Consider the following 19,979-nt stretch of genomic DNA (forward strand, 5'->3'; position numbering starts at 1 on the left):
CCACCCGCTCCACCGCCGCGGACCGCGCCGACGACGGTGCCTCCGCCACCTGGAGCAAGACAGCCACCTGCCGAACCGAAACAGCCGCCTCGGGGCGCGCCACCCCCAAGCGCGTCACAGCCTCCACCCCCAGCACCCCCTGCTCAGGGTACCCCACCACAGCCCTCAGGACGTGGCGCGCCACCTCCAACGCCACCTGGCGCGCCCGGCGCGACACCAGCACCGGCTCCCACGCCGACACCTGCTCCCGCACCGACACCTGGCAGCGGGCAGAGCGCGGCTCCCCCCGGAGGCGGGCCGCTAGCCCGTCGTGCGCCACCGCCCACCGTGGCCGCGCCGATCCCGCCACCGCCCCCGCCGGCCCAGACCCTTGCTCCGGCGGCTCCCGGAGCGGCAGCACAGGGCCCGCACCGTCTGGAAGATTTCCGGGGCGCGCGCCACGAAACTGATCAGGGCGGTCGAAAGGTCTTTACGGAGCCCGGACGCGTGATCGTGGTCGATCCGAGCGGGCAGTCGTTTGTCCGCCATAACGAACAGGATCGATTCCGTTTCGGCGCGCGCGATATCCAGACCCGGCAAGTCGGTGGCGAAACCCGCACCACCGTCATCCGTCCCGACGGTTCGCAGATCATCACCATCAACGGCCGCGATGGCCACCTGCTGCGAAGGATCCGCCGGGATCAGCGAGGCCGCGAGATCATCATTATCGATAACACTTTCCGCGACCCGCGCGCGATCGGCGGATTCTATGTCGACCTGCCGCCACCGGTGATCCGCATCCCGTACGATCGATACATCGTCGAAGCGGATGAGGCGTCACCAGAACTCATCTATGACACCATGCTAGCTCCGCCGGTCGACCGAATCGAGCGGCGTTATTCTCTCGACGAAGTTCTCTACAGCCCTTCGGTGCGGCAGTTGATGCCGAGCATCGATCTCAACACCATCAACTTCGAAACCGGATCATGGGAGATCCCACCCGATCAGGCGGCCAAGCTGCAAGTGATCGCCGATGGCCTCAATCGCGCCATCGCGCGTAACCCGCGCGAGGTGTTCCTGATCGAGGGTCACACCGATGCGGTCGGTAATGACATCGATAACCTTTCGCTGTCGGACCGGCGCGCTGAAGCGGCGGCGGAGCTGTTGACCCAGCAGTTCGGCGTGCCGGCCGAAAACCTGACCTCGCAAGGCTACGGCGCGCAATATCCGAAGGAGCAGACCAGCGGACCCAGCCGCATCAACCGTCGCGTCACCGTTCGTCGTATTACTCCGCTGCTCAATGGCGGCACTGCCTCGCTGCCACCTCCGCCGCCTGGCACCGCACCTCCACGCTGACCAGGTGGCACGCTAGCTAAGTCAATGGCCGGGAGCGATCCCGGCCATTCTTGTTACCGTTCGTGCTCGGCGAAGCACGATTGCCTGTCGACGGCATGATTCCAAAGGTTGAGGATACGCCGGCGGCGTTTAATCCCTGTCGCCATCAAGTTTGAATATCTGCGTGCCTTCCCCCTTCGAAAGCAAGCCGGTCTCTGCGTAGAGTTTCAGCTTAGCGCGAGTATCGGTGATATCGAGGTTGCGCATTGTCAGCTGGCCAATACGGTCCGCCGGCGTGAACGCCGCATCGTCCACTTTCTCCATGCTCAGCCGCTCCGGCTGATAAGTCAGGTTGGGACTCTCGGTGTTCAGGATCGAGTAGTCGTTGCCACGGCGCAGCTCGAGCGTCACCTCACCAGTGACCGCGCGAGCCACCCAACGCTGGGCGGTTTCGCGCAGCATGAGGGACTGAGAATCGAACCACCGCCCCTGGTAAAGCAGTCGGCCGAGGCGCATGCCGCTGATCCGATACTGCTCGATGGTGTCTTCGTTGTGGATGCCGGTGACGAGACGTTCGTAGGCGATGTGCAGCAGCGCCATGCCAGGAGCTTCGTAAATGCCGCGGCTCTTCGCCTCGATGATCCGGTTCTCGATCTGGTCGCTCATGCCAAGGCCATGCCGGCCGCCGATGCTGTTGGCCTCGACGAACAGCGCAACTGGATCAGCGAAGGTGTTGCCGTTCAGCGCAACTGGCTGGCCCTGCTCAAAACGGACGGCAACTTTTTCCGCCTTGACGATGCAGTCGTCGCGCCAGAACGGCACGCCCATGATCGGATTGACGATCTTGATGCCGCTGTTCAGATGCTCGAGATCCTTGGCCTCGTGGGTTGCACCGAGGATATTGCTGTCCGTCGAATAGGCTTTTTCGGCGTTCATCTTGTAGGCGAATCCGCTGGCGGCCATGAACGCCGACATTTCCGCGCGGCCGCCCAGCTCGTCGATGAACTGCTGATCGAGCCAGGGCTTGTAAATCCTGAGGCCTGGATTGGTCAGCAGGCCGTAGCGGTAGAACCGCTCGATGTCGTTGCCCTTATAGGTCGAGCCATCGCCCCAGATGTTGACGCCGTCCTCCTTCATGGCCGATACCAGCATCGTGCCGGTCACAGCACGGCCGAGGGGTGTGGTGTTGAAGTACGCGATGCCACCAGTGCTGATGTGGAAGGCGCCGGACTGGACGGCGGCAATGCCTTCGTGGACGAGTTGCGTGCGGCAATCCACCAGTCGGGCTTTTTCACTGCCGAACTCCAGGGCCTTGCGCGGAATCTCGTCGTAGTCAGCCTCGTCAGGTTGGCCAAGGTTGGCGGTATAGGCAAAGACGCGAGCGCCCTTTTGCTTCATCCAGAGGAGCGCGGCGCTGGTGTCGAGGCCGCCGGAGAAAGCGATGCCGACTTTTTCGCCCTTGGGCAAACTTTTCAAGATCGTACTCATAGAGCTTCCAATCGGTCGAAATGGCAGATGCCGCTTGCGGCTTGGCTGCGCGAATATCAAATTTTGCGGTGATGGGCACGCGTTTAATACTGAGCGGCTGGCTTGGGATCGGACTACTTCAGCCCACGCAACCGGTCACACCGATGGTTTTGGTCCGACATCGCGGCCGCGCCACTTTTGAAAAAAGCGGTAGGCGGGCCACGCCATCCGCGTCATCGCCGCGTCGATGCCCTGATCGGAGAGTCGCGTCGACGGCCAGCGGTAGATCCACGCGTAAGCCAGCCAGATCACCAGAAATGTCACGAGCCCCGCTGCTGCGACGTCCGTGAAGAAGTGCCCTCCAAACGCCATTCTGAGCACGCTGGTCGTCACGCCGAACAATGTCGCCGCGGCATAGGCCAGCGGCCGCCATGCGGGCGGCGTCAATGCCGCCGGAGCGTAAGTCCAGAACGCGGTCGCACCTTCGCCGGAGAAGAACGAGCAGTTACGGGCGCAGCTTCCACGCGGATCCCACCACGCTACGAATTGATCCGGCCCGTTGAATTGTGTCACCACCACCGGCCGAGGCCGGCCCCAATAGCTTTTGAAGGTGAGATTGGTAAGGACGCCCGCAGAAAGCGCGAGGGTGACGAGCAGGAAAACGATCGTACGTCCCGAGATCAGCAGCGGGCGATCCGGCCGCAGTAATTTTGCGACGAGAGCCAGGATCGCAGGCATCGCAAGCGCCCAAGCGACCCACATCGCCGCGTCTCGGGCGATCCCGGCCAAACTGTTTAACTTGAGTGGAAACGATTTCGTTGTCGCGTCGTAAAACACGGCAGCAATCTTTAAATCGAGCTCGGGATAGATCCCGAACGCCAGTCCGATCGCGAGCGCCAAAAATAACGCGATGAAAAGCCCGGTCCGATTCATGGCGCGCGGTTTAGCCGAGGCGGTTGGCGATGAAAAGGCTTTGGCCGTCGCTTCTTCAGGACGCCGGAGGCGATGGCGAATGTGACGGCAGCGGAGGCGGCGGCTTTAGAGGAGTCGGGGGCTTCCGCCAGCCGCCCGCATTCCGGCCCGCGATCATCCAATACACGAGACCAGCGATGATTCCGGCTCCGGTCATGATTTCAAGATGGCGCCGGACAATTCCCTGGAAATGAAACGTCTCCGGATCGAACGGGACCAGGCCCAGGTAGCAGGCGAGACCGACGAGCCCACCGCCGACAGCGTAAGTCAACGCTCCCCTCACATAAAACGCTTCCGTGATCGCAACCACGAGCATCGCCGGGAGCAGCGCAAATCCGCTTACGAAGATAAACCCGAAACCCATCACAATGTTGAGCGCACTCTGATCGACCAGGCCGTCACCGAGATCACTGAATTCCGGAAACAACACCGCGCCGACCACGATCATTCCCGCAACCAGCGATGCTGCGAGAAATCCGAACAGGATGACGAACAAGCGGCCGATCAATGCCATGAGGTTGAACCAGGTGTGCCGTCATTGCTGCGAGCGCAAACGAAGCAATCCATCAGGCTCGGATGCGACTCACCAACTGGATTGGCTCATCACGGAGCCTGTCACCGGCTGCGCATTCGTGCAACCCCACTCTAGGCGTCGCAATCACCAGTTGACAGCTAAATAGCTAATCCGTCATCGCCATCGCGCGCAACGCCTGTCGTTCGCGCGCCGACAATTTCTCCGTCTCCGATTTCAACTGGCCGCATGCGGCAAGGATGTCGCGGCCGCGCGGCGTGCGCACCGGCGAGGAATAGCCGGCATTGAAAATATATTCGGAAAATTTCTCAATCTGCTCCCAATCGGAACATTCGTAACGCGTGCCCGGCCACGGATTGAATGGAATGAGATTGATTTTGGCTGGAATTCCCTTCAACAGCTTCACCAAGAGCTTCGCGTCGTCCAGCGAATCGTTGACGCCCTTGAGCATCACATATTCAAAAGTAATCCGCCGCGCATTCGAGGAACCGGGGTAATCGCGGCAGGCCTGCAGCAATTCGGCGATCGGATATTTTCGATTCAGCGGCACCAGTTCGTTGCGCAGTTCGTCGCGCACCGCATGCAGCGAGATTGCAAGCATGACGCCGATCTCATCACCGGTACGGATGATGTTGGGCACCACGCCCGAGGTCGAAAGGGTGATACGGCGGCGGGAAATGCCAATGCCCTCATTGTCGGCAACGATCAGCAGCGCATCGCGCACGGCATCGAAATTGTACAGCGGCTCGCCCATGCCCATCATCACCACGTTGGTGATTAGCCGCCCGCCGGAAGGCGTGTCGCGGTCGGCCCAGTCGTTGAGGCGATCGCGCGCCACCATGATCTGGCCGACGATTTCGCCGGCCGTGAGATTGCGGACCAGGCGTTGCGTTCCGGTGTGGCAGAATGAACAGTTCAAGGTACAGCCGACCTGCGAGGAGACGCACAATGTGCCGCGATCGGTCTCCGGGATGTACACGCATTCGACCTCATGCGCCTTCTCGAGCGAGTCGCCGCTAGGCAGGCGCAACAGCCATTTGCGCGTGCCATCGCTTGAAATCTGCTCGGCGGCCACTTCGGGACGGGCCACCGTGAAATGAGCATCAAGCTGGATACGCATTTGCTTGGAGATGCTGGTCATCTCCTCGAAGTCGCTCGCGCCGCGGACATAGATCCAATGCCACAGTTGCTGAACGCGCATCTTGCGCTGCGCAGGCGCCACCCCGATCGCCGCCAACTCCTCCGCGATCTCGGCGCGCGACAGCCCCACCAGCGAGGGCTTTGACGGCGGCACATAGGTCTCAATCGCGACCTTTTCCAACGGCGCATTGGCACCGGATTGAGCGTCGAATGAAGTGCTGGCGATGGGCTCGTTCATGCACCATCAGATAGGACTTCCAGGCGCAGCTGGAAAGCCATCAAATGAACGATCTTGGACGGTAAAGGCCCCGTTATCGCTTGCAATCTTGCGCCAGGCGGTCGAGCGCTTGTGAAAGTCCCTTGAGCGAAAATGTGTCGGTGGTTTCGGTGCCCTTGGCCGAGACGCCTTTGACGACGACGTCGGAGGCCTTGCGCATCGCGTCGACCATCCGTCCTTCCTCGGCTGCATTCTTGATCCAGAGACCATCGCCTTGCGTGTACATCGCGTAGGTCGCGCCGCCCACCTCCAGCGTCGATTCCGAACCAGGTTTGAGCGTGTAGCCGATCATGACCGAAACTTCGTTGGTGACCTTTTCCGCGGGACGGGTCGAGACAAACGCATAGGCCGGGTCACGCGGACGATTCGGCGGATTGGTTTTCGACGACGTGGGCTTTGCGAGCGCGAAGCACACTTTCTTGCCGTTCGGCGCAGCGCTATAGGCACCCCAGGTGCCGAACTGGCCGATCAACGTCGGCTCCGCGCCACCAGCGACAGCTGCGGCGGGTTTGGCTTCCGGCTTGACCGCCTCAGGTTTTGGAGTCGATTGCTTGGGCTTGGCTTCGGCCTTTGGAGTTTTCGGCGCAGGCGGCCGGGCTTGTGCCTGTGCTGGTGCTTGCGCCAGCGCGACGCTCGCGCCACCGCACAGGATCGCACTCACCGCCAGTGCTGCCAGGATTTGCCGCAAGGTCATACCGAAAACGGTTCCCTCATTATTGTGACTGGAAGATGGCTCTGCCTTTCCTCGCGAGGCGCGGTGTGGATAGCCGGGAAATGCTGATTTGGGAAGCCACTCGCGAAGCCTTGCACTGTCTCCCGCGAACACCTCGCTTCGTGTGCTCGGTTTTGCTGTTTAAGATTTTGACCGTGTCGCGCGCTGCTGCTCCCACTGCGCGTCGGTCCAGCGCAGGAGATCCTCCGCGCCAGAACTGCGCAAATGAGCGCCGCCATCCTGCACGACCATCTCGCCGTTAATGTAGCCGCACGAATCGGAGATCAGAAAGCTCGCAAGATCGGCAAGCTCGCGATGTTCGCCGACCCGGCCAAGCGGATTTCGCAATGCCCAATTTTCGTCTCGGCCTTCGGGCCGAAGCTGACCAGTCGCTCCAGGCGTTGGAAACGCGCCGGGTGCGATCGCGACGGTTCGGATGCCCTTCGGTCCCCACTCTACTGCGAGGCTTTTTGTCATCGCCAAAATCGCCGACTTGGCCATCGCGGACGGCACGGTGAAAGCGCGGCCGGTAATCGTCGAAGTGGAGAGTATGCTTAGCACGACGCCCTTGTGTCGTGCTTCGATCCACCGCCTGCCTGCACCCAATGTGCAATACAGCGCGCCGTGCAGCGTCGGCGCGAGGATTGCATCCGCGGCGCGAAACGATAGTCGCTCAGTTTGGGCGACGAAGGTCGCGGCGGCGTTGTTGACCAGCACGTCGAGCGGTGCTTCGCGCCAGATTTCACCCAGCATGGCGTCGACGGCGCCGCCATCTCGAATGTCGCACCGGATTGCGGTGACCTCGCCGCCGAGCTCGCCGCGCATCCGAGCCGCCGTTTGTTGCAGCAGCTCGAGCCTGCGACCGCAGATGATCAGCTTGGCGCCGAGCTCGACGAAGCGGCGCCCCACCGCCGCGCCCAGCCCTGAGCCCCCGCCGGTGACCAATATCCGCTTTCCCTCCAACAGGCCCTTTTCAAACATCGTTCAAATCCTCAATCGACTGACAGGCATATCGGTCCGAATCAGATTGTAGCCCGGCTTCAAATCCGGCATGAAGCGTTCAGCTTCAACTGTGCGTTCGAAAAGCGGGTGTGTCCATGAAAGCCATTCTGTGCTCGCAATATTGCGGTCCTGATGATCTCGTGCTGAGCGATGTGCCGGATCCGGCGGCCGGGCCGGGCGAGGCCGTGATCGCGATCAAATCCGCAGCATTGAATTTCTTCGACCTGCTGATGATCCAGGGCAAGTACCAGATCAAGCCGCCGTTTCCATTCTCTCCGGCCGCCGAAGTTTCGGGCGTGATTGAAAGCGTCGGCTCAGGCGTCAGCGATTTGAAAGTCGGCGACCGCGTGGTGGCGTCGTGCGGCCATAACGGCGCGCGCGAAAAGATCGCACTGCCGGCAAATTCAATCGTGAAGATTCCGGACAATCTGGATTTCGACCGCGCTGCCGGCATCATCATCATCTACGGCACTGCGCTGCATGCACTGGAAGATCGCGCCAGCTTGAAACCCGGCGAGACCATGGCGGTGTTGGGTGCTGCCGGCGGCACTGGACTCGCGGCATGCGAGCTCGGCAAGCTGATGGGCCTCAAGGTGATCGCCTGCGCTTCTTCCGACGAGAAGCTGGAATTCGCAAAGGCGCATGGCGCTGAACTCGGATTGAATTACGCAAAGGAAGATCTCAAGGACGGACTGCGACGGCTTACCGGCGGCAAGGGCGCAGATATTATTTTCGATCCGGTCGGTGGCAGCTATGCCGAGGCGGCGTTGCGTTCGATCGCATGGGAAGGACGTTTCCTGGTGATCGGATTCGCCGCCGGCGAAATTCCGAAGATGCCGCTGAACCTCGCGCTGCTGAAGGGTTGCGATATCCGAGGTGTATTCTGGGGTGCGTGGGCGCGTCTCAATCCGCAAAAGAACCGCGCCAATCTCGAAAAGCTGGTGAAGTGGGCCGCCGACGGTAACATCTCATCGCACGTCGACCGCACCTTCCCCTTAGAAAAAACCGCAGATGCGCTAAAAGTGCTAGCGGGCCGGCAGGCGATGGGCAAGGTGATCCTGCGGCCGTGACATATTTCGCACCGAGTTCCATAGTCGGAACTGTGGGCTGCCTTGGGAAAGCCGCAATAAAATCAAGATATCTCCCAAATTGTGCAGGCGATCGTCCTTTTTTGGACTGATTCAAAATGCGAGTTATGGGTTCGGTAGCGGGGCGGTTAGCCGACAAAAATATAAGAAGCTAATGCCGGTATGCCCTGATGTTGCGTAGCAGCGTGGAGGCATCCCCATGGCAAGAAATACGAGCTTCACTCCCTACGATGAGCAAATTGGCACGCCTTTCGATCAGGATTCGGACGATTCTGAATTTATGGACCATGACTCATCGCGAGCGGTAGAAAGGTACCCACTTTCGGAAGACCGCATGCCGCTGTTTCTTTCGCATGAAGCCGACGAACCCCGACATCGTTTTGGAAGCGGCGGCGAGAGGAACTGGCAAAGGGCCCGCATGTGGCCGCGTGTTATCAAAGCGGGCATTTTTACGGCATCAGCAGCAGTGATTGCTCTTGCGATTGTATCTCTGGACAATCCGCTTGCCATGTTTGCGAATGCGAAAGCTTCGCTGATCGGTGGCTCCGCAACGGATCAATCTGACGCAACGCAGGGATCCAGCACGCAACCGGCCGTTGCGCAAACCCCAGCTCCACAACAGTCCAGCGCTCAGCCAGCGACTCCAGCGCCCGCCCCGGTTGTGCAACTCGCCAGCGCCGCTCCGGCGCCAGCGGTAGAGACCGCTCCGGAAATCGCGGCTGCGGCAGTGCCCGCGAAAATTGCGCCGACGCGCGATGACATTGCGATCGCGCTGCGGGCCGCGCATCAGAGCCAGAAGGAAACCGATCAGCCCGCGCCGGTGATCGCGGCGCCCGTCAGGCGACTCGAGCCAGATGAACTGGCGGCCTTGATGAAGCGAGCGAAGGGCCTGATCGAGATGGGCGACTTCGCGCCGGCAAGATTGCTGCTTGAACGCGCAGCAGACGCGCAGGAGGCGAGCGCCGCACTGCTTCTGGCGCAAACTTATGATCCGGCCGTGCTGGGCACGCCAGATATGCGGAGCATTACTCCCGATCCGGCAATGGCCCGCGAGTGGTACCAAAAGGCAGCCATGCTCGGTTCACTGGACGCGAAGCAGCGTCTGGCTCAAATGCAAAACTAGCTTTCAAGAAAGCGGGGATATCCATGCGACGAGTACTTGGAATGGCGATGTTCGCCATCATGATGGCGTTTGGCTTCGCGGCGAGCGCCGAGGAAGGCGAATTTGATCCGGCAAAGGTCAGCGAAAGCCTCAAGGCAATATTCCAGTTCGGATCGGCCGCCACCAAGCAGGCCCTGAACGCCAATACCGTGACATTGATATCCGGCACCATCGGCGGCACCTACGTTCAGTTCGGCGCCGACCTTGCCTCCGTGCTCGATGACGGAAACAAGTTACGCGTGCTTCCGATCGTAGGCCGCGGCTCAGTGCAGAGCGTCGCCGATATCCTTTTTCTGCAGGGCGTTGACCTCGGCATCGTGCGGTCCGACACGCTCGATTATCTCGAGAGAAAAGGCTTCGCGAAGGACATCAAGAAGCAATTCACCTACGTGACCAAGCTCTACAACGAAGAGATGCACGTCATTGCTTCGAAATCGATCCATAACCTTAGGGAGCTCGATGGCAAGACCATCAGCGTCGATCTTCCAAATGGCGGCACCTTCGTCACGGCGCTGACCGTGTTCGAGCGATTGGGCATGAAACCCAAAGTCGTTTACATCGAGCAACGCATCGCGCTTGAAAAATTAAAGGCCGGTGAAATCGACGCCGTGATCGTTTGCGGCGGCAAGCCTTACAAGTCCGTGAGCACCTTCAAGGACGACAGATTCCATCTTGTGACGGTCAACTATGAGAAGCCGTTGCAAGGCGATTACCTGCCGGCGACGCTGACCGCCAAGGATTATCCGAACCTGATTTCGGACCAGGAACAGGTCGACACGATCGCGGTGCCGGCGGTGCTCGCGGCATACAATTGGGCGCCCAATACCGAGCGTTATCGGAAACTGGCGGTGTTCGTGGACAATTTCTTCACGAAATTCCCGAGCTTCCAGAAGCCCCCCTTCCATCCGAAATGGAAAGAGGTCTCGCTGTCGGCCCAGCTTCCGGATTGGCAGCGCTTTCCGGCCGCAAAGCACTGGCTGGACAACCACAAGATCGAGCCGGTGGCGCGGCTGCGCTTCGATGAATTCCTGAAGCAGAGTGCGTCGGCCAGCGGAAAGACGCCCACCGACAATGAAAAGGAAGCGCTCTTCAGGCAATTCCAGGCGTGGGAGGCCGAACAAAACGCCCGAGCGCAGGTCCGAGCCACGCAACGACAGCACTAGGTCAGTGTTGTGACGCGTTTTCTTCGCGCGAACGAAGGGCGTCCACCTGGTTTGCAAATGCTCTAGGTTTCAATCCGCGCGAACCAAGACTACGCCCCCTACCGGGAGCTATCGTCCTCACCCCTGGGGCGGGTTCAGATCGCCGTCGAAACCATCAGCTCCTTCGCTGCCCAGCCGCTTCAATGCGGCCCGGGCGGCGTCGCGGTGCTCCGACGTGATGTGAGTTGCGACCAGCCGGATCGCGGTCGCGAGCACGGCGGCGTCATCGGTGAAGCCAAAGATCGGCAGCATGTCCGGAATGAAATCGAATGGCAGGATGAAATAAGCGATGGCGCCGAGCAGCGCCATTTGCACCTGTCGCGGCGTCTGCCTGTCGAACGCGCAATAATAAGCGGCGAGCAAATCCTCCGCGAACGGAAGCTGCGACATCACGCGCTTGAACTTGATCCAGAAGCGCCGCCGCACACTTTCACGGTCCTTGGCCAGCCGTTCGGCCGGCTCGAAACCCACGCTATGTTCGGTTGCCATGGCCTCGGCTCTCCGATGGCAGCGCGGCGGCTAGCCGCAGCAGAGTAATTACAATGGGGATGTCGCGCCGGCGCTGCAAGTTGCGCGAATGTCCCTCAGGCCAGACCGAGTTGCCCGGCAATCTTGTCCATCGCTGTGGCCAGTTCAATGTCACGCGCAGTCACCCCGCCAGCGTCGTGCGTCGCCAGCACCACCTCAACCGTCTTGTACACATTCCTCCATTCCGGATGATGATCGCGCTTTTCCGCGACCAGCGCGGCGCGAGCCATAAATCCGAAGGCCTCGCTGAAGTCCTTGAAGATGAAGGTTCGCGCAATGGCCTCGCGGCCCACCACTTCCTTCCACCCGGACAAGCTCTTGAGCGCTGATTTTCGAGCTTCCGCCGACAGCCGTTCCGCCACGAGCGCCTCCTATCTCATCGCAAGTTTACCACGCGCCTTGCGAGTCCTCCGGAATCGCCATTTAGGGTCAACCCGGTCCGGAGCATCCCGCTAACCATGACGCAGATGTCACCCCGCGCTGGCGTGAAGTTTGCTACAATATCGGCTTAAAACCGCGTGGCGACATGAATCTGAGCCTGAAACGACTGTTTGCAAGATCGACTAGCGGCGGCGTTGAATTCGCCGGGCCGCCGGCGCAGCCGTCGCCGCGGTCGGGTCAACGCAGGACGATGTTCATCACGCTGGCCGGCATCCTTGCCGTGATCGGGTCGCTTGTCGGGATCTACTACTTCGCTATGCGGCCGGAGACCCTCCGGATCGCGGTGGGGCCTGCCAACAGCGATGATCTCAAGGTGGTTCAGGCCTTGACCCAAGCCTTTACCCAGGCGCGCGGCCATGTCCGTTTGCGCCTGGTACAAACCGACGGTGCCGCCGCGAGCGCCAAGGCCCTTGAGGAAGGTAATGTCGATCTCGCAATCGTTCGCGGCGACCTGGACATGCCTAAAAATGCCCAAGCCGTAGCGATACTCCGCAAGAATGTCGCCGTGCTGTGGGTGCCCCCTTCGGCAAAGGGCAAAGGCAAGAAATCCACCCCGAAGATCACCAAAATTGCGCAGCTTGCCGGGCATCGCGTCGGCGTCGTTGGCCGAACCCAGGCCAATGTCAATTTGCTCAAGGTTATCCTGCAGCAATACGGCGTCGACCTGGCGAAAGTCGACATCGTTCAGTTTCCGGCCACCGAGGCTGCGGAGTCGATCCGCAAGGAGACGGCGGACGCCTATTTGGCCGCCGGGCCGGTCAACAGCAAGATCACCGCGGACGCGATCAACGCGTCCACGCGCGAGGGCAAATCGCCGAAATTCTTGGCCATCGATTCGGCCGAGGCGATTGCGCAAAATCATCCGGCCTACGAGGCTTCCGAAATCCCCGCCGGCGCTTTCGGCGGCTCGCCCGACAAGCCTGATGACGAGGTGAAGACGATCAGCTTCTCGCACCACATTGTCGCGCGAAAAGGGCTGTCGGACTCCACCGTGGCGACTTTCACCCGGCAATTGTTTGCAATCCGCCAACAGCTCCTGGCGGAATTTCCGCTGGCGGCGAAGATCGAGACCCCCGACACCGACAAGGATGCCGCGCTTCCGGCTCATCCGGGAGCAGCGGCCTTTGTGGATGGTGAGGAGAAAACCTTCCTTGATCGCTACAGCGATTATATCTGGTGGGGGCTGATGGCGTTGTCAGCGCTGGGTTCGGCCGGCGCATGGTTCGCGGGGTATCTGAAGAAGGATGAGCGCAACAGCAACAACTCGCTGCGCGACCGGCTTGTCGAGATGGTTGGGAAGGCGAGGCGCAGCGATTCCACTGACGAACTCGATCAGATGCAATCCGAGGCGGATGATATCCTGCGCGATACCTTGCGCTGCTTCGATGCAGGGGCGATCGAGGAAGGTGCGCTAACGGCTTTCAGCATCGCGCTCGAGCAATTCCACAATGCCGTCGCAGACCGCAAGGCATTGCTGAACAGCATGCCACAAAATCTGCAACGCGCTGGCGCGCAATTCCGCGCTACCGGCAGTCTTTAAGATTGCGTCTTGATAGACGCTCACACGTCTCTCCGCGCAAAGCCGCTGAAAGACAATGCTTTGAATGGTTCAGCCGTGAGGCGCGGCGCTGGTTCCGGCTCGGCCTCTAAGCAGGTTTTCGAGCGCGTCGCTGGAGCAGGGCTTAGGCAGCCTTGGTCGGCTCGCGAACGCGCCAGGAAGCCCGCCATCGCTGTCGTATCCCGTAACGAAGCCGAACGGAATGTTGAGCGTCTCCAGCCGCTCGGCAACGGCGAAACTCTTTTCGCTCATCAGGCCGATGTTGAGCAGCGCGAAATCCGGGGCGTGGCCCTCGATCATCTCAAGCGCTCTGGCGACGCTCGATGCAGTCCGAACGCTTTTCACTCCGAAACTCAAAATGGTTTCCTCAAATCCGAGCGCAATCATCGGATCGTCCTCGACGATCAGCACGTCGGCTGGAATGGAGTCGGAAGCAGCGTCTGACATTCGATCAGGAAAGGCGGTGTCCATCGATTGACTCCCAACATGCAAATTGCCGCCCGGCAAAGTCGTGAAATAAAAAAGTGCCCGCAGGTTCCCGGAATGAAACCATCACAGACTTAGTTCGTTTGTCTGTGCATTTGTGCACGCAACGGTCTGGGCCGGGCAGCTACTGTCGGGATGGAACAGGGGGAATCAAATGATCTCGATCCGCGAAAACTCTGCGAGCGGCGGTGAGCGGCCGTACAATAATTTGTTGCGGCGGCTCAGTAGCGCGGATTACGCCTTGATCGCCGGCCACCTAGTGCAGGGTGAGGCGTCTCCCAACGAACTGCTTTACAATCCGGGCGACGATGTCGAAATCGTTCACTTTCCCTGCGGACCGAGCCTCGCATCCTATCTCGTCACCAACGAGGACGGCCGTGATGTCGAAACCATTCTGGTCGGCCGCGAAGGCGCGGTCGGCGGAATCGTCAGCCAAGGCTACTTGCCGGCGTATACCCGAATTATCGTGAAGTTCGGTGGGCCGTTTGCGCGCCTTCATGTCGGCAGACTCCATACCGCGAAAGCAAAATCAGCGACCCTCAGCAACGTGTTTGCGCGCTACGCCGACTGCATGCTGGCCCAGATCTTTCAATCGACGGCATGCAATGCCATCCACTCGATCGAACAGCGCACGGCGAAATGGATCATCGCGGCGATGGAGCGCACCAACGGCGAAGACGTGGTGCCCTTGACGCACGAGCAGCTTGCGACGCTTCTGGGGGTTGGGCGCAGCTATACGAGCAGGGTTATGCAGACGTTCAAGGCCGAGGGCGTTCTGGAGACACGCCGCGGCTCGATCCTGGTGCGCAATCGCGAGGCATTGCAGAGGCGCGCCTGCCTTTGCCACGAGGCGGTCAAAAATCACTTCGAGGAAGTACTGCGCGGGGTTTATCCCACTGAGGAGGCCCAAAGTGCATGAGTAGGCGCGTTTATGCTCGAAAATCAGCTAACCAAGCCGCAAACAACACGTTGTTTTCCGGCGATTCCTGACTATATTGCGCCGCAACGAGTATGGTGTGCCCGGTCCTGTTGGCCGGGCTTCCTTTTTGGGCCGGTACGGGCCCGCTAGTGCCACTTTGTTTCCAAAGTTCGCGTATGTGAGCCCGCCACGGTTCGCGGATTCGGAAACAGGAAGCACCGGTATTCCAGGTTTTTGAGCGTGATCCGGAAAAGTTGGTCCCCGGTTTTCCCGTGAGATCGCGCTCTTTCGATTGTCCGAACCAGAAGCAGAGCTATGAACCTTCGTAATGTCGCCATCATCGCCCACGTCGACCACGGCAAGACCACCCTGGTCGATCGCCTGCTGCAGCAATCCGGCACGTACCGGGAAAATCAGCGAGTGGTCGAGCGCGCGATGGATTCCAACGATCTCGAGCGCGAGCGCGGCATTACCATTCTCGCCAAGGCGGCGTCGGTGCAGTGGAAAGATAGCCGCATCAACATCGTCGATACGCCGGGCCACGCCGACTTCGGCGGTGAGGTCGAGCGCATCCTCAATATGGTGGACGGCGCGCTGGTGCTGGTGGATGCAGCCGAAGGTCCCTTGCCGCAGACGAAGTTTGTGGTTTCCAAAGCCCTGAAAGTTGGGCTCAAGCCGATCGTCGTCATCAACAAGGTGGACCGCCCGGACGCGCGACCGACCGAGGTCATCAACGAGGTGTTCGATCTTTTCGCAGCGCTCGATGCTTCGGAGGAGCAGCTCGACTTTCCGATTTTGTACGGATCGGCCAAGCAAGGGTGGATGGCGGAAGCGCCGGAGGGTCCAAAGGACGCCGGCATGCAGCCGCTGTTTGATCTGATCCTTCGCCACGTCGCGCCGCCGAATGTGGAGGAAGGTCCGTTCCGGATGATCGGCACCATTCTGGAAGCAAATCCATATCTCGGCCGCATCATTACCGGCCGCATCACCTCGGGCACGATCAAGCCGAACCAGCAGATCAAGGCGCTGAGCGCCGACGGCAAACTGATCGAGCAGGGCCGGATCACCAAAATTCTGGCGTTCCGCGGCATCGAACGCGCTCCGCTGGAGGAAGCCGAAGCTGGCGACATCGTCGCCATCGCCGGCCTGACCAAGGGTACTGTCGCGGACACGTTCTGCGATCCGTCCGTGGATACGCCGCTAAAAGCGCAACCGATTGATCCGCCGACCGTGTCGATGTCGTTCATCGTCAACAACTCTCCTTTGGCCGGCACCGAGGGCGACAAGGTCACCAGCCGCATGATCCGCGACCGCCTGCTGCGCGAAGCGGAGGGCAACGTCGCATTGCGCGTCACCGAAGCTTCCGACCGGGATTCCATGGAGGTCTCGGGGCGGGGCGAATTGCAGTTGGCGATTTTGATCGAGACGATGCGGCGCGAGGGATTCGAGCTGTCGGTGTCGCGCCCCCGTGTGGTGCTGAAGAAAGATGAGGTCACCGGTGAGTGGCAGGAGCCGATCGAAGAGGTCGTGATCGATGTCGACGAAGAGCATTCAGGCGTAGTCGTGCAAAAGATGAGCGAGCGCAAAGCCGAGATGATCGAGATGCGCCCCTCGGGTGGTCATCGGCTGCGTCTGGTGTTCTACGCGCCCACGCGTGGTCTGATCGGCTACCAAGGCGAATTGCTCACCGATACCCGCGGCACCGCGATTATGAACCGGCTATTCCACGGCTATGCCTCGTACAAAGGCGATATCCAGGGGCGCCGCAACGGCGTCTTGATCTCCAACGATCAGGGTGAGGCGGTGGCCTACGCCATGTTCAAGCTTGAAGATCGCGGTCCGATGATGATCGAGCCCGGCTGGAAGGTGTACAAAGGCATGATCGTCGGTGAGCATACCCGCGACAACGATCTCGAGATCAACGTATTGAAAGGCAAGCAGCTCACCAACATTCGCACGACATCAAAGGATGAAGCGGTGCGCCTGACCCCGCCGATCAGGATGACGCTGGAAAAAGCGCTGGCCTATATCGAGGACGACGAGCTGGTCGAGGTCACCCCGAAATCGATCCGGTTGCGCAAGAAGTTCCTCGACGCCAACGACCGTAAGCGCGCCGAAAAGGCCCGGGAAGCGGTGGCCTGACCTCAACGAACTCGCCCGAAATCCCGTGACGCGCCACAAATGCCGTCATCGCGCAATCGCGGTGCCGAAAATAAATGAAGTGCAACGAAATACCGATCGTTCAATTTAACGGATTACGGGGCTGGTACAAACCTGGCTTCGGGCCCAACACACCAACCTGCTAGAGCCAAAGCGTGTCCCTCCCCTCCCAAGTCGACGTCGCCATTATCGGCGCTGGTGCCGCGGGCCTGGGGGCCGCGCGAGCTTTCGATAATTCCGGCATTTCGATCGTCGTGCTGGAAGCGCGCGACCGCGTCGGCGGACGGGGCCACACGATCATGGCGGCACCCGGCATCCACTTCGACGTCGGCTGTGGGTGGCTCCATTCGGCGGATCAAAATTCATTCGTCGAGATTGCCAGGCAACTGAATTTCGAGATCGACAGCACCCGCCCGCCCTGGCGAGAGCAGAGTTTTGATTCGATATTTCCACCGAAAGAACGCGCTGATTTCAACAGCGCATTGGATGCCTTTTATGACCGGCTCGACGAAGCTGCGAGCACCGGCCGCGATTGCGCCGCCAGCGCTTATCTGGAGCCCGGCAATCGCTGGAACCCGATGATCGATGCGCTATCGACCTACATCAATGGCTGCGAACTGGATCAGGTTTCGATCATCGACACGGCTGCCTATGAGGATACCGAAATCAATTGGCGGGTGCGAGAAGGTTATGGCGCGCTGATCGCAGCCTATGGGGCGCCCTGCCCGCTGGCGCTGAACGCGGAAGTCAGACTGATCGATCATTCCGGCAAGCGGGTGCGGATCGAGACTTCGCGCGGCACGCTGTCTGCGGCCAGGGTGATCATCACGGCGCCTACCAATCTGCTCGCCGATGAGGCTGTTCGCTTTCACCCCGCACTTCCTGCCAAGGTTGACGCCGCGCGGGGACTGCCGCTCGGACTTGCCGACAAGGTAATGCTATCGCTGGAGCAGCCGGAGATGCTGCCGAAGGACGGCAACTTACGCGCCGCTCCGATGCGCACGGCGATGGGCAGCTTTCATCTGCGCCCGTTCGGAGAAGCCTGCATCGAGGGGTTTTTCGGCGGGCGCTTCGCGCGGCAACTGGAAGACGCCGGCGATGGCGCGCTGGCCGCGCAGGCGATCGACGAAATCGTGGGCCTGCTCGGCTCGGACTTCCGGCGGCGGTTGAAACCACTTGCGGAATCCCGTTGGGCGCACGACCCGTTCGCCCGGGGATCCTATTCGCATGCCTTGCCAGGCCACGCCGGCGATCGCGCGGCGCTTGCAGCACCGGTCGATGGACGCCTGTTCTTTGCCGGTGAAGCCACCTCGCCCGAATTCTTTTCGACCGCACATGGCGCGCGGGACAGCGGCGAACGCGCGGCGCGAGAGGTTTTGGCTTCCCTTGCCATGGCGTGAGCAGGCACGACTGATCGGCTGCACGGCTCGTCGGCCTTGCGCACCACAACACTTGCTCGATCGCCTTGCGCGCGACACGGCCAACCCTGCGCAACCACAACGAAAATCACTTTTCGGAGATTTGAAGAATTTTCCTGACGCGAGCGGGTGGGGCCCTGCACGGCAGACCGGTCTTTTGCGAATCAGTCCGGCGCATTTTTTCCGCACCGCGCGTTTCGGCCTAGTTTTCCCCAGCACGCATTCCGGCCGAGCCGGTTCGAGCTGCAAACGGCCGCCAAGTCGCGCCCGGCAACCGCTCAAACGGACGTCTCCAGCCAGTCCTGTCCTTTTTCGACACAGTCGGGCGGCAAAACTGATGCAGAAAATCCACAGGTTAACCCATAATTAACGATAGACCTTGAAGCGGACGCTGCGACTTGCTTTGATCACATCATGAGCACAACGCTAATCGAGGTTCGGCCGGCCAAAGCTGCGGATGCGGCAGCGGTTGCGTCTACTCATGATGAGGCCTGGCGTTCGGCCTATCAGGGTATCATTCCAGGCGCCGAGCTGGAGAAACTCATCAACCGCCGCGGTCCGCAGTGGTGGGACAGCGCGATCCGCAAAGGCAGCCGCGTCAGCGTGCTGGTGTTCGGCGACAAGGTCGCGGGCTATGCCAATTACGGGCGCAATCGCGCTCGCAGCCTGCATTTCGAAGGCGAAATCTACGAGCTTTATTTACGGCCGGAATTTCAGGGCCTCGGCTTCGGCCGTCGGCTGTTTACCTCGGCCCGGCGCGACCTGTTGCACAGCGGGCTGAAAAGCATGGTGATCTGGGCGCTTTCGGATAACGACCCCGCCACCGAGTTTTATCGTGCCCTCGGCGGCCGCATGGTTGCCCGCTCCTCGGAAAAGTTCGGGCCGAAGTCGCTGGACAAGATCGCCTTCGCCTGGACCAATTGAGCCCTCGGGCTATCGAAGCGCCTCGAGCCTGGCTGGCCCAGCAATAGCGCTCGCTATTTCGTGACATGAATGCCAGCGCTGGCGGAGCAATCCATGCGTATTGACGCCATCTCGATTGGAATCGACCCGCCGCGCGAAGTGAACGTCAGCATTGAAGTGCCGGTCGGCGGCGAGCCGATCAAATACGAGATGGACAAGGACGCCGGCACGCTGGTCGTCGACCGTTTTCTGTACACGGCAATGCGCTACCCCGGCAATTACGGCTTCATCCCGCATACGCTCTCCAATGATGGCGACCCGTGCGACGTACTGGTCGCCAATACCCGTGCAATTGTCCCGGGCGCGGTGATGAGTGTGCGCCCGGTGGGCGTGCTGCTGATGGAAGATGAAGCCGGGGGCGACGAGAAGATTATTGCGGTGCCGTCATCGATGCTGACGCAGCGTTACGACAAGGTGCGGACGTACAGCGATTTGCCCGAGATCACGCTGCAGCAGATCCAGCACTTTTTCGAGCACTACAAGGACCTCGAGCCGGGAAAATGGGTGAAGGTATTGCGATGGGCAAGCGCCGAAGATGCGCACAGGCTGATTGCAGAGGGCATCGCGAGCGCGAAGGGCACGTAGCGGCACCGATCTCTGCGCTGACTCACACCGCCGGGTTGGGCATTCCACCAATG

The 19,979-nt window shown here is 60.6% G+C and carries 19 protein-coding genes; 10 read left to right on the forward strand and 9 right to left on the reverse strand.

Translation table 11 applies throughout. The annotated features are described in order from the left end of the window. Positions 1-1,335 (forward strand): OmpA family protein (locus VJV58_RS06390; RefSeq protein WP_324136494.1); only part of this gene is annotated, 1,335 nt, incomplete at its 5' end. 129 nt (positions 1,336-1,464) lie between these two features. Here VJV58_RS06390 and argG read toward each other — a convergent pair. The 6 genes from argG to VJV58_RS06420 all read right to left on the reverse strand — a co-directional run bounded on the left by argG (position 1,465) and on the right by VJV58_RS06420 (position 7,395). Beyond that, on the reverse strand, positions 1,465-2,802 hold the full coding sequence (argG, locus tag VJV58_RS06395; protein WP_324136495.1) for an argininosuccinate synthase: 1,338 nt from the start codon (positions 2,800-2,802) through the stop codon (positions 1,465-1,467). 135 nt (positions 2,803-2,937) lie between these two features. Continuing rightward, positions 2,938-3,714, reverse strand: a complete 777-nt coding sequence (locus VJV58_RS06400; protein ID WP_324136496.1) for a phosphatase PAP2 family protein — start codon at positions 3,712-3,714, stop codon at positions 2,938-2,940. A gap of 55 nt (positions 3,715-3,769) precedes the next feature. Then, positions 3,770-4,267, reverse strand: a complete 498-nt coding sequence (locus tag VJV58_RS06405; RefSeq protein WP_324136497.1) for a hypothetical protein — start codon at positions 4,265-4,267, stop codon at positions 3,770-3,772. Between the two features lie 166 nt (positions 4,268-4,433). After that, positions 4,434-5,663: a 23S rRNA (adenine(2503)-C(2))-methyltransferase RlmN gene (gene rlmN, locus VJV58_RS06410; RefSeq protein ID WP_324136498.1), complete on the reverse strand. Its 1,230-nt coding sequence runs from the start codon at positions 5,661-5,663 to the stop codon at positions 4,434-4,436. A 73-nt stretch (positions 5,664-5,736) separates the two neighbouring features. Further along, a complete protein-coding gene (locus VJV58_RS06415; RefSeq protein ID WP_324136499.1) occupies positions 5,737-6,396 on the reverse strand; it encodes an invasion associated locus B family protein in 660 nt (219 codons plus the stop codon). Between the two features lie 159 nt (positions 6,397-6,555). Beyond that, entirely contained in the window at positions 6,556-7,395 is an 840-nt protein-coding gene (locus VJV58_RS06420; RefSeq protein ID WP_324136500.1) for an SDR family oxidoreductase, read from the reverse strand. 116 nt (positions 7,396-7,511) lie between these two features. On the opposite strand from VJV58_RS06420, the gene VJV58_RS06425 reads away from it, so the two are divergent. The 3 genes from VJV58_RS06425 to VJV58_RS06435 all read left to right on the forward strand — a co-directional run bounded on the left by VJV58_RS06425 (position 7,512) and on the right by VJV58_RS06435 (position 10,829). Beyond that, positions 7,512-8,486 carry an NADPH:quinone oxidoreductase family protein gene (locus VJV58_RS06425; RefSeq protein WP_324136501.1) on the forward strand — a complete coding sequence of 325 codons (975 nt, stop codon included), beginning with the start codon at positions 7,512-7,514 and terminating at the stop codon, positions 8,484-8,486. Positions 8,487-9,231: 745 nt separating this feature from the next. Continuing rightward, positions 9,232-9,627: a hypothetical protein gene (locus tag VJV58_RS06430; RefSeq protein ID WP_324136502.1), complete on the forward strand. Its 396-nt coding sequence runs from the start codon at positions 9,232-9,234 to the stop codon at positions 9,625-9,627. A 23-nt stretch (positions 9,628-9,650) separates the two neighbouring features. Next, positions 9,651-10,829 carry a TAXI family TRAP transporter solute-binding subunit gene (locus tag VJV58_RS06435; RefSeq protein ID WP_324136503.1) on the forward strand — a complete coding sequence of 393 codons (1,179 nt, stop codon included), beginning with the start codon at positions 9,651-9,653 and terminating at the stop codon, positions 10,827-10,829. A gap of 117 nt (positions 10,830-10,946) precedes the next feature. Here the strand turns inward: VJV58_RS06435 and VJV58_RS06440 are convergent, their stop codons facing one another. Continuing rightward, positions 10,947-11,357: a YkvA family protein gene (locus VJV58_RS06440; protein ID WP_324136504.1), complete on the reverse strand. Its 411-nt coding sequence runs from the start codon at positions 11,355-11,357 to the stop codon at positions 10,947-10,949. A gap of 95 nt (positions 11,358-11,452) precedes the next feature. Beyond that, a complete protein-coding gene (locus tag VJV58_RS06445) occupies positions 11,453-11,758 on the reverse strand; it encodes a 4a-hydroxytetrahydrobiopterin dehydratase (protein WP_324136505.1) in 306 nt (101 codons plus the stop codon). Between the two features lie 269 nt (positions 11,759-12,027). Here VJV58_RS06445 and VJV58_RS06450 point away from each other — a divergent pair, with 269 nt between their 5' ends. Next, entirely contained in the window at positions 12,028-13,377 is a 1,350-nt protein-coding gene (locus VJV58_RS06450; RefSeq protein ID WP_324136506.1) for a TAXI family TRAP transporter solute-binding subunit, read from the forward strand. A gap of 69 nt (positions 13,378-13,446) precedes the next feature. Here VJV58_RS06450 and VJV58_RS06455 read toward each other — a convergent pair whose 3' ends face one another. After that, positions 13,447-13,866 (reverse strand): response regulator, encoded by a 420-nt coding sequence (locus VJV58_RS06455; RefSeq protein ID WP_324136507.1) that lies wholly within the window; start codon positions 13,864-13,866, stop codon positions 13,447-13,449. A gap of 169 nt (positions 13,867-14,035) precedes the next feature. On the opposite strand from VJV58_RS06455, the gene VJV58_RS06460 reads away from it, so the two are divergent. The 5 genes from VJV58_RS06460 to ppa all read left to right on the forward strand — a co-directional run bounded on the left by VJV58_RS06460 (position 14,036) and on the right by ppa (position 19,926). Next, positions 14,036-14,800 (forward strand): Crp/Fnr family transcriptional regulator, encoded by a 765-nt coding sequence (locus VJV58_RS06460; RefSeq protein WP_324136508.1) that lies wholly within the window; start codon positions 14,036-14,038, stop codon positions 14,798-14,800. A 315-nt stretch (positions 14,801-15,115) separates the two neighbouring features. Beyond that, positions 15,116-16,942: a translational GTPase TypA gene (typA, locus tag VJV58_RS06465; protein ID WP_324136509.1), complete on the forward strand. Its 1,827-nt coding sequence runs from the start codon at positions 15,116-15,118 to the stop codon at positions 16,940-16,942. Positions 16,943-17,115: 173 nt separating this feature from the next. After that, positions 17,116-18,360 carry an NAD(P)/FAD-dependent oxidoreductase gene (locus VJV58_RS06470; protein ID WP_324136510.1) on the forward strand — a complete coding sequence of 415 codons (1,245 nt, stop codon included), beginning with the start codon at positions 17,116-17,118 and terminating at the stop codon, positions 18,358-18,360. 432 nt (positions 18,361-18,792) lie between these two features. Continuing rightward, on the forward strand, positions 18,793-19,302 hold the full coding sequence (locus VJV58_RS06475) for a GNAT family N-acetyltransferase (RefSeq protein WP_324136511.1): 510 nt from the start codon (positions 18,793-18,795) through the stop codon (positions 19,300-19,302). A gap of 93 nt (positions 19,303-19,395) precedes the next feature. Continuing rightward, a complete protein-coding gene (gene ppa, locus VJV58_RS06480; RefSeq protein ID WP_324136512.1) occupies positions 19,396-19,926 on the forward strand; it encodes an inorganic diphosphatase in 531 nt (176 codons plus the stop codon). The last annotated feature ends 53 nt before the right edge of the window (positions 19,927-19,979 follow it).

Source organism: Bradyrhizobium sp. (genome assembly GCF_035273305.1).
In the GTDB taxonomy this organism is placed as follows: Bacteria; Pseudomonadota; Alphaproteobacteria; order Rhizobiales; family Xanthobacteraceae; genus Bradyrhizobium.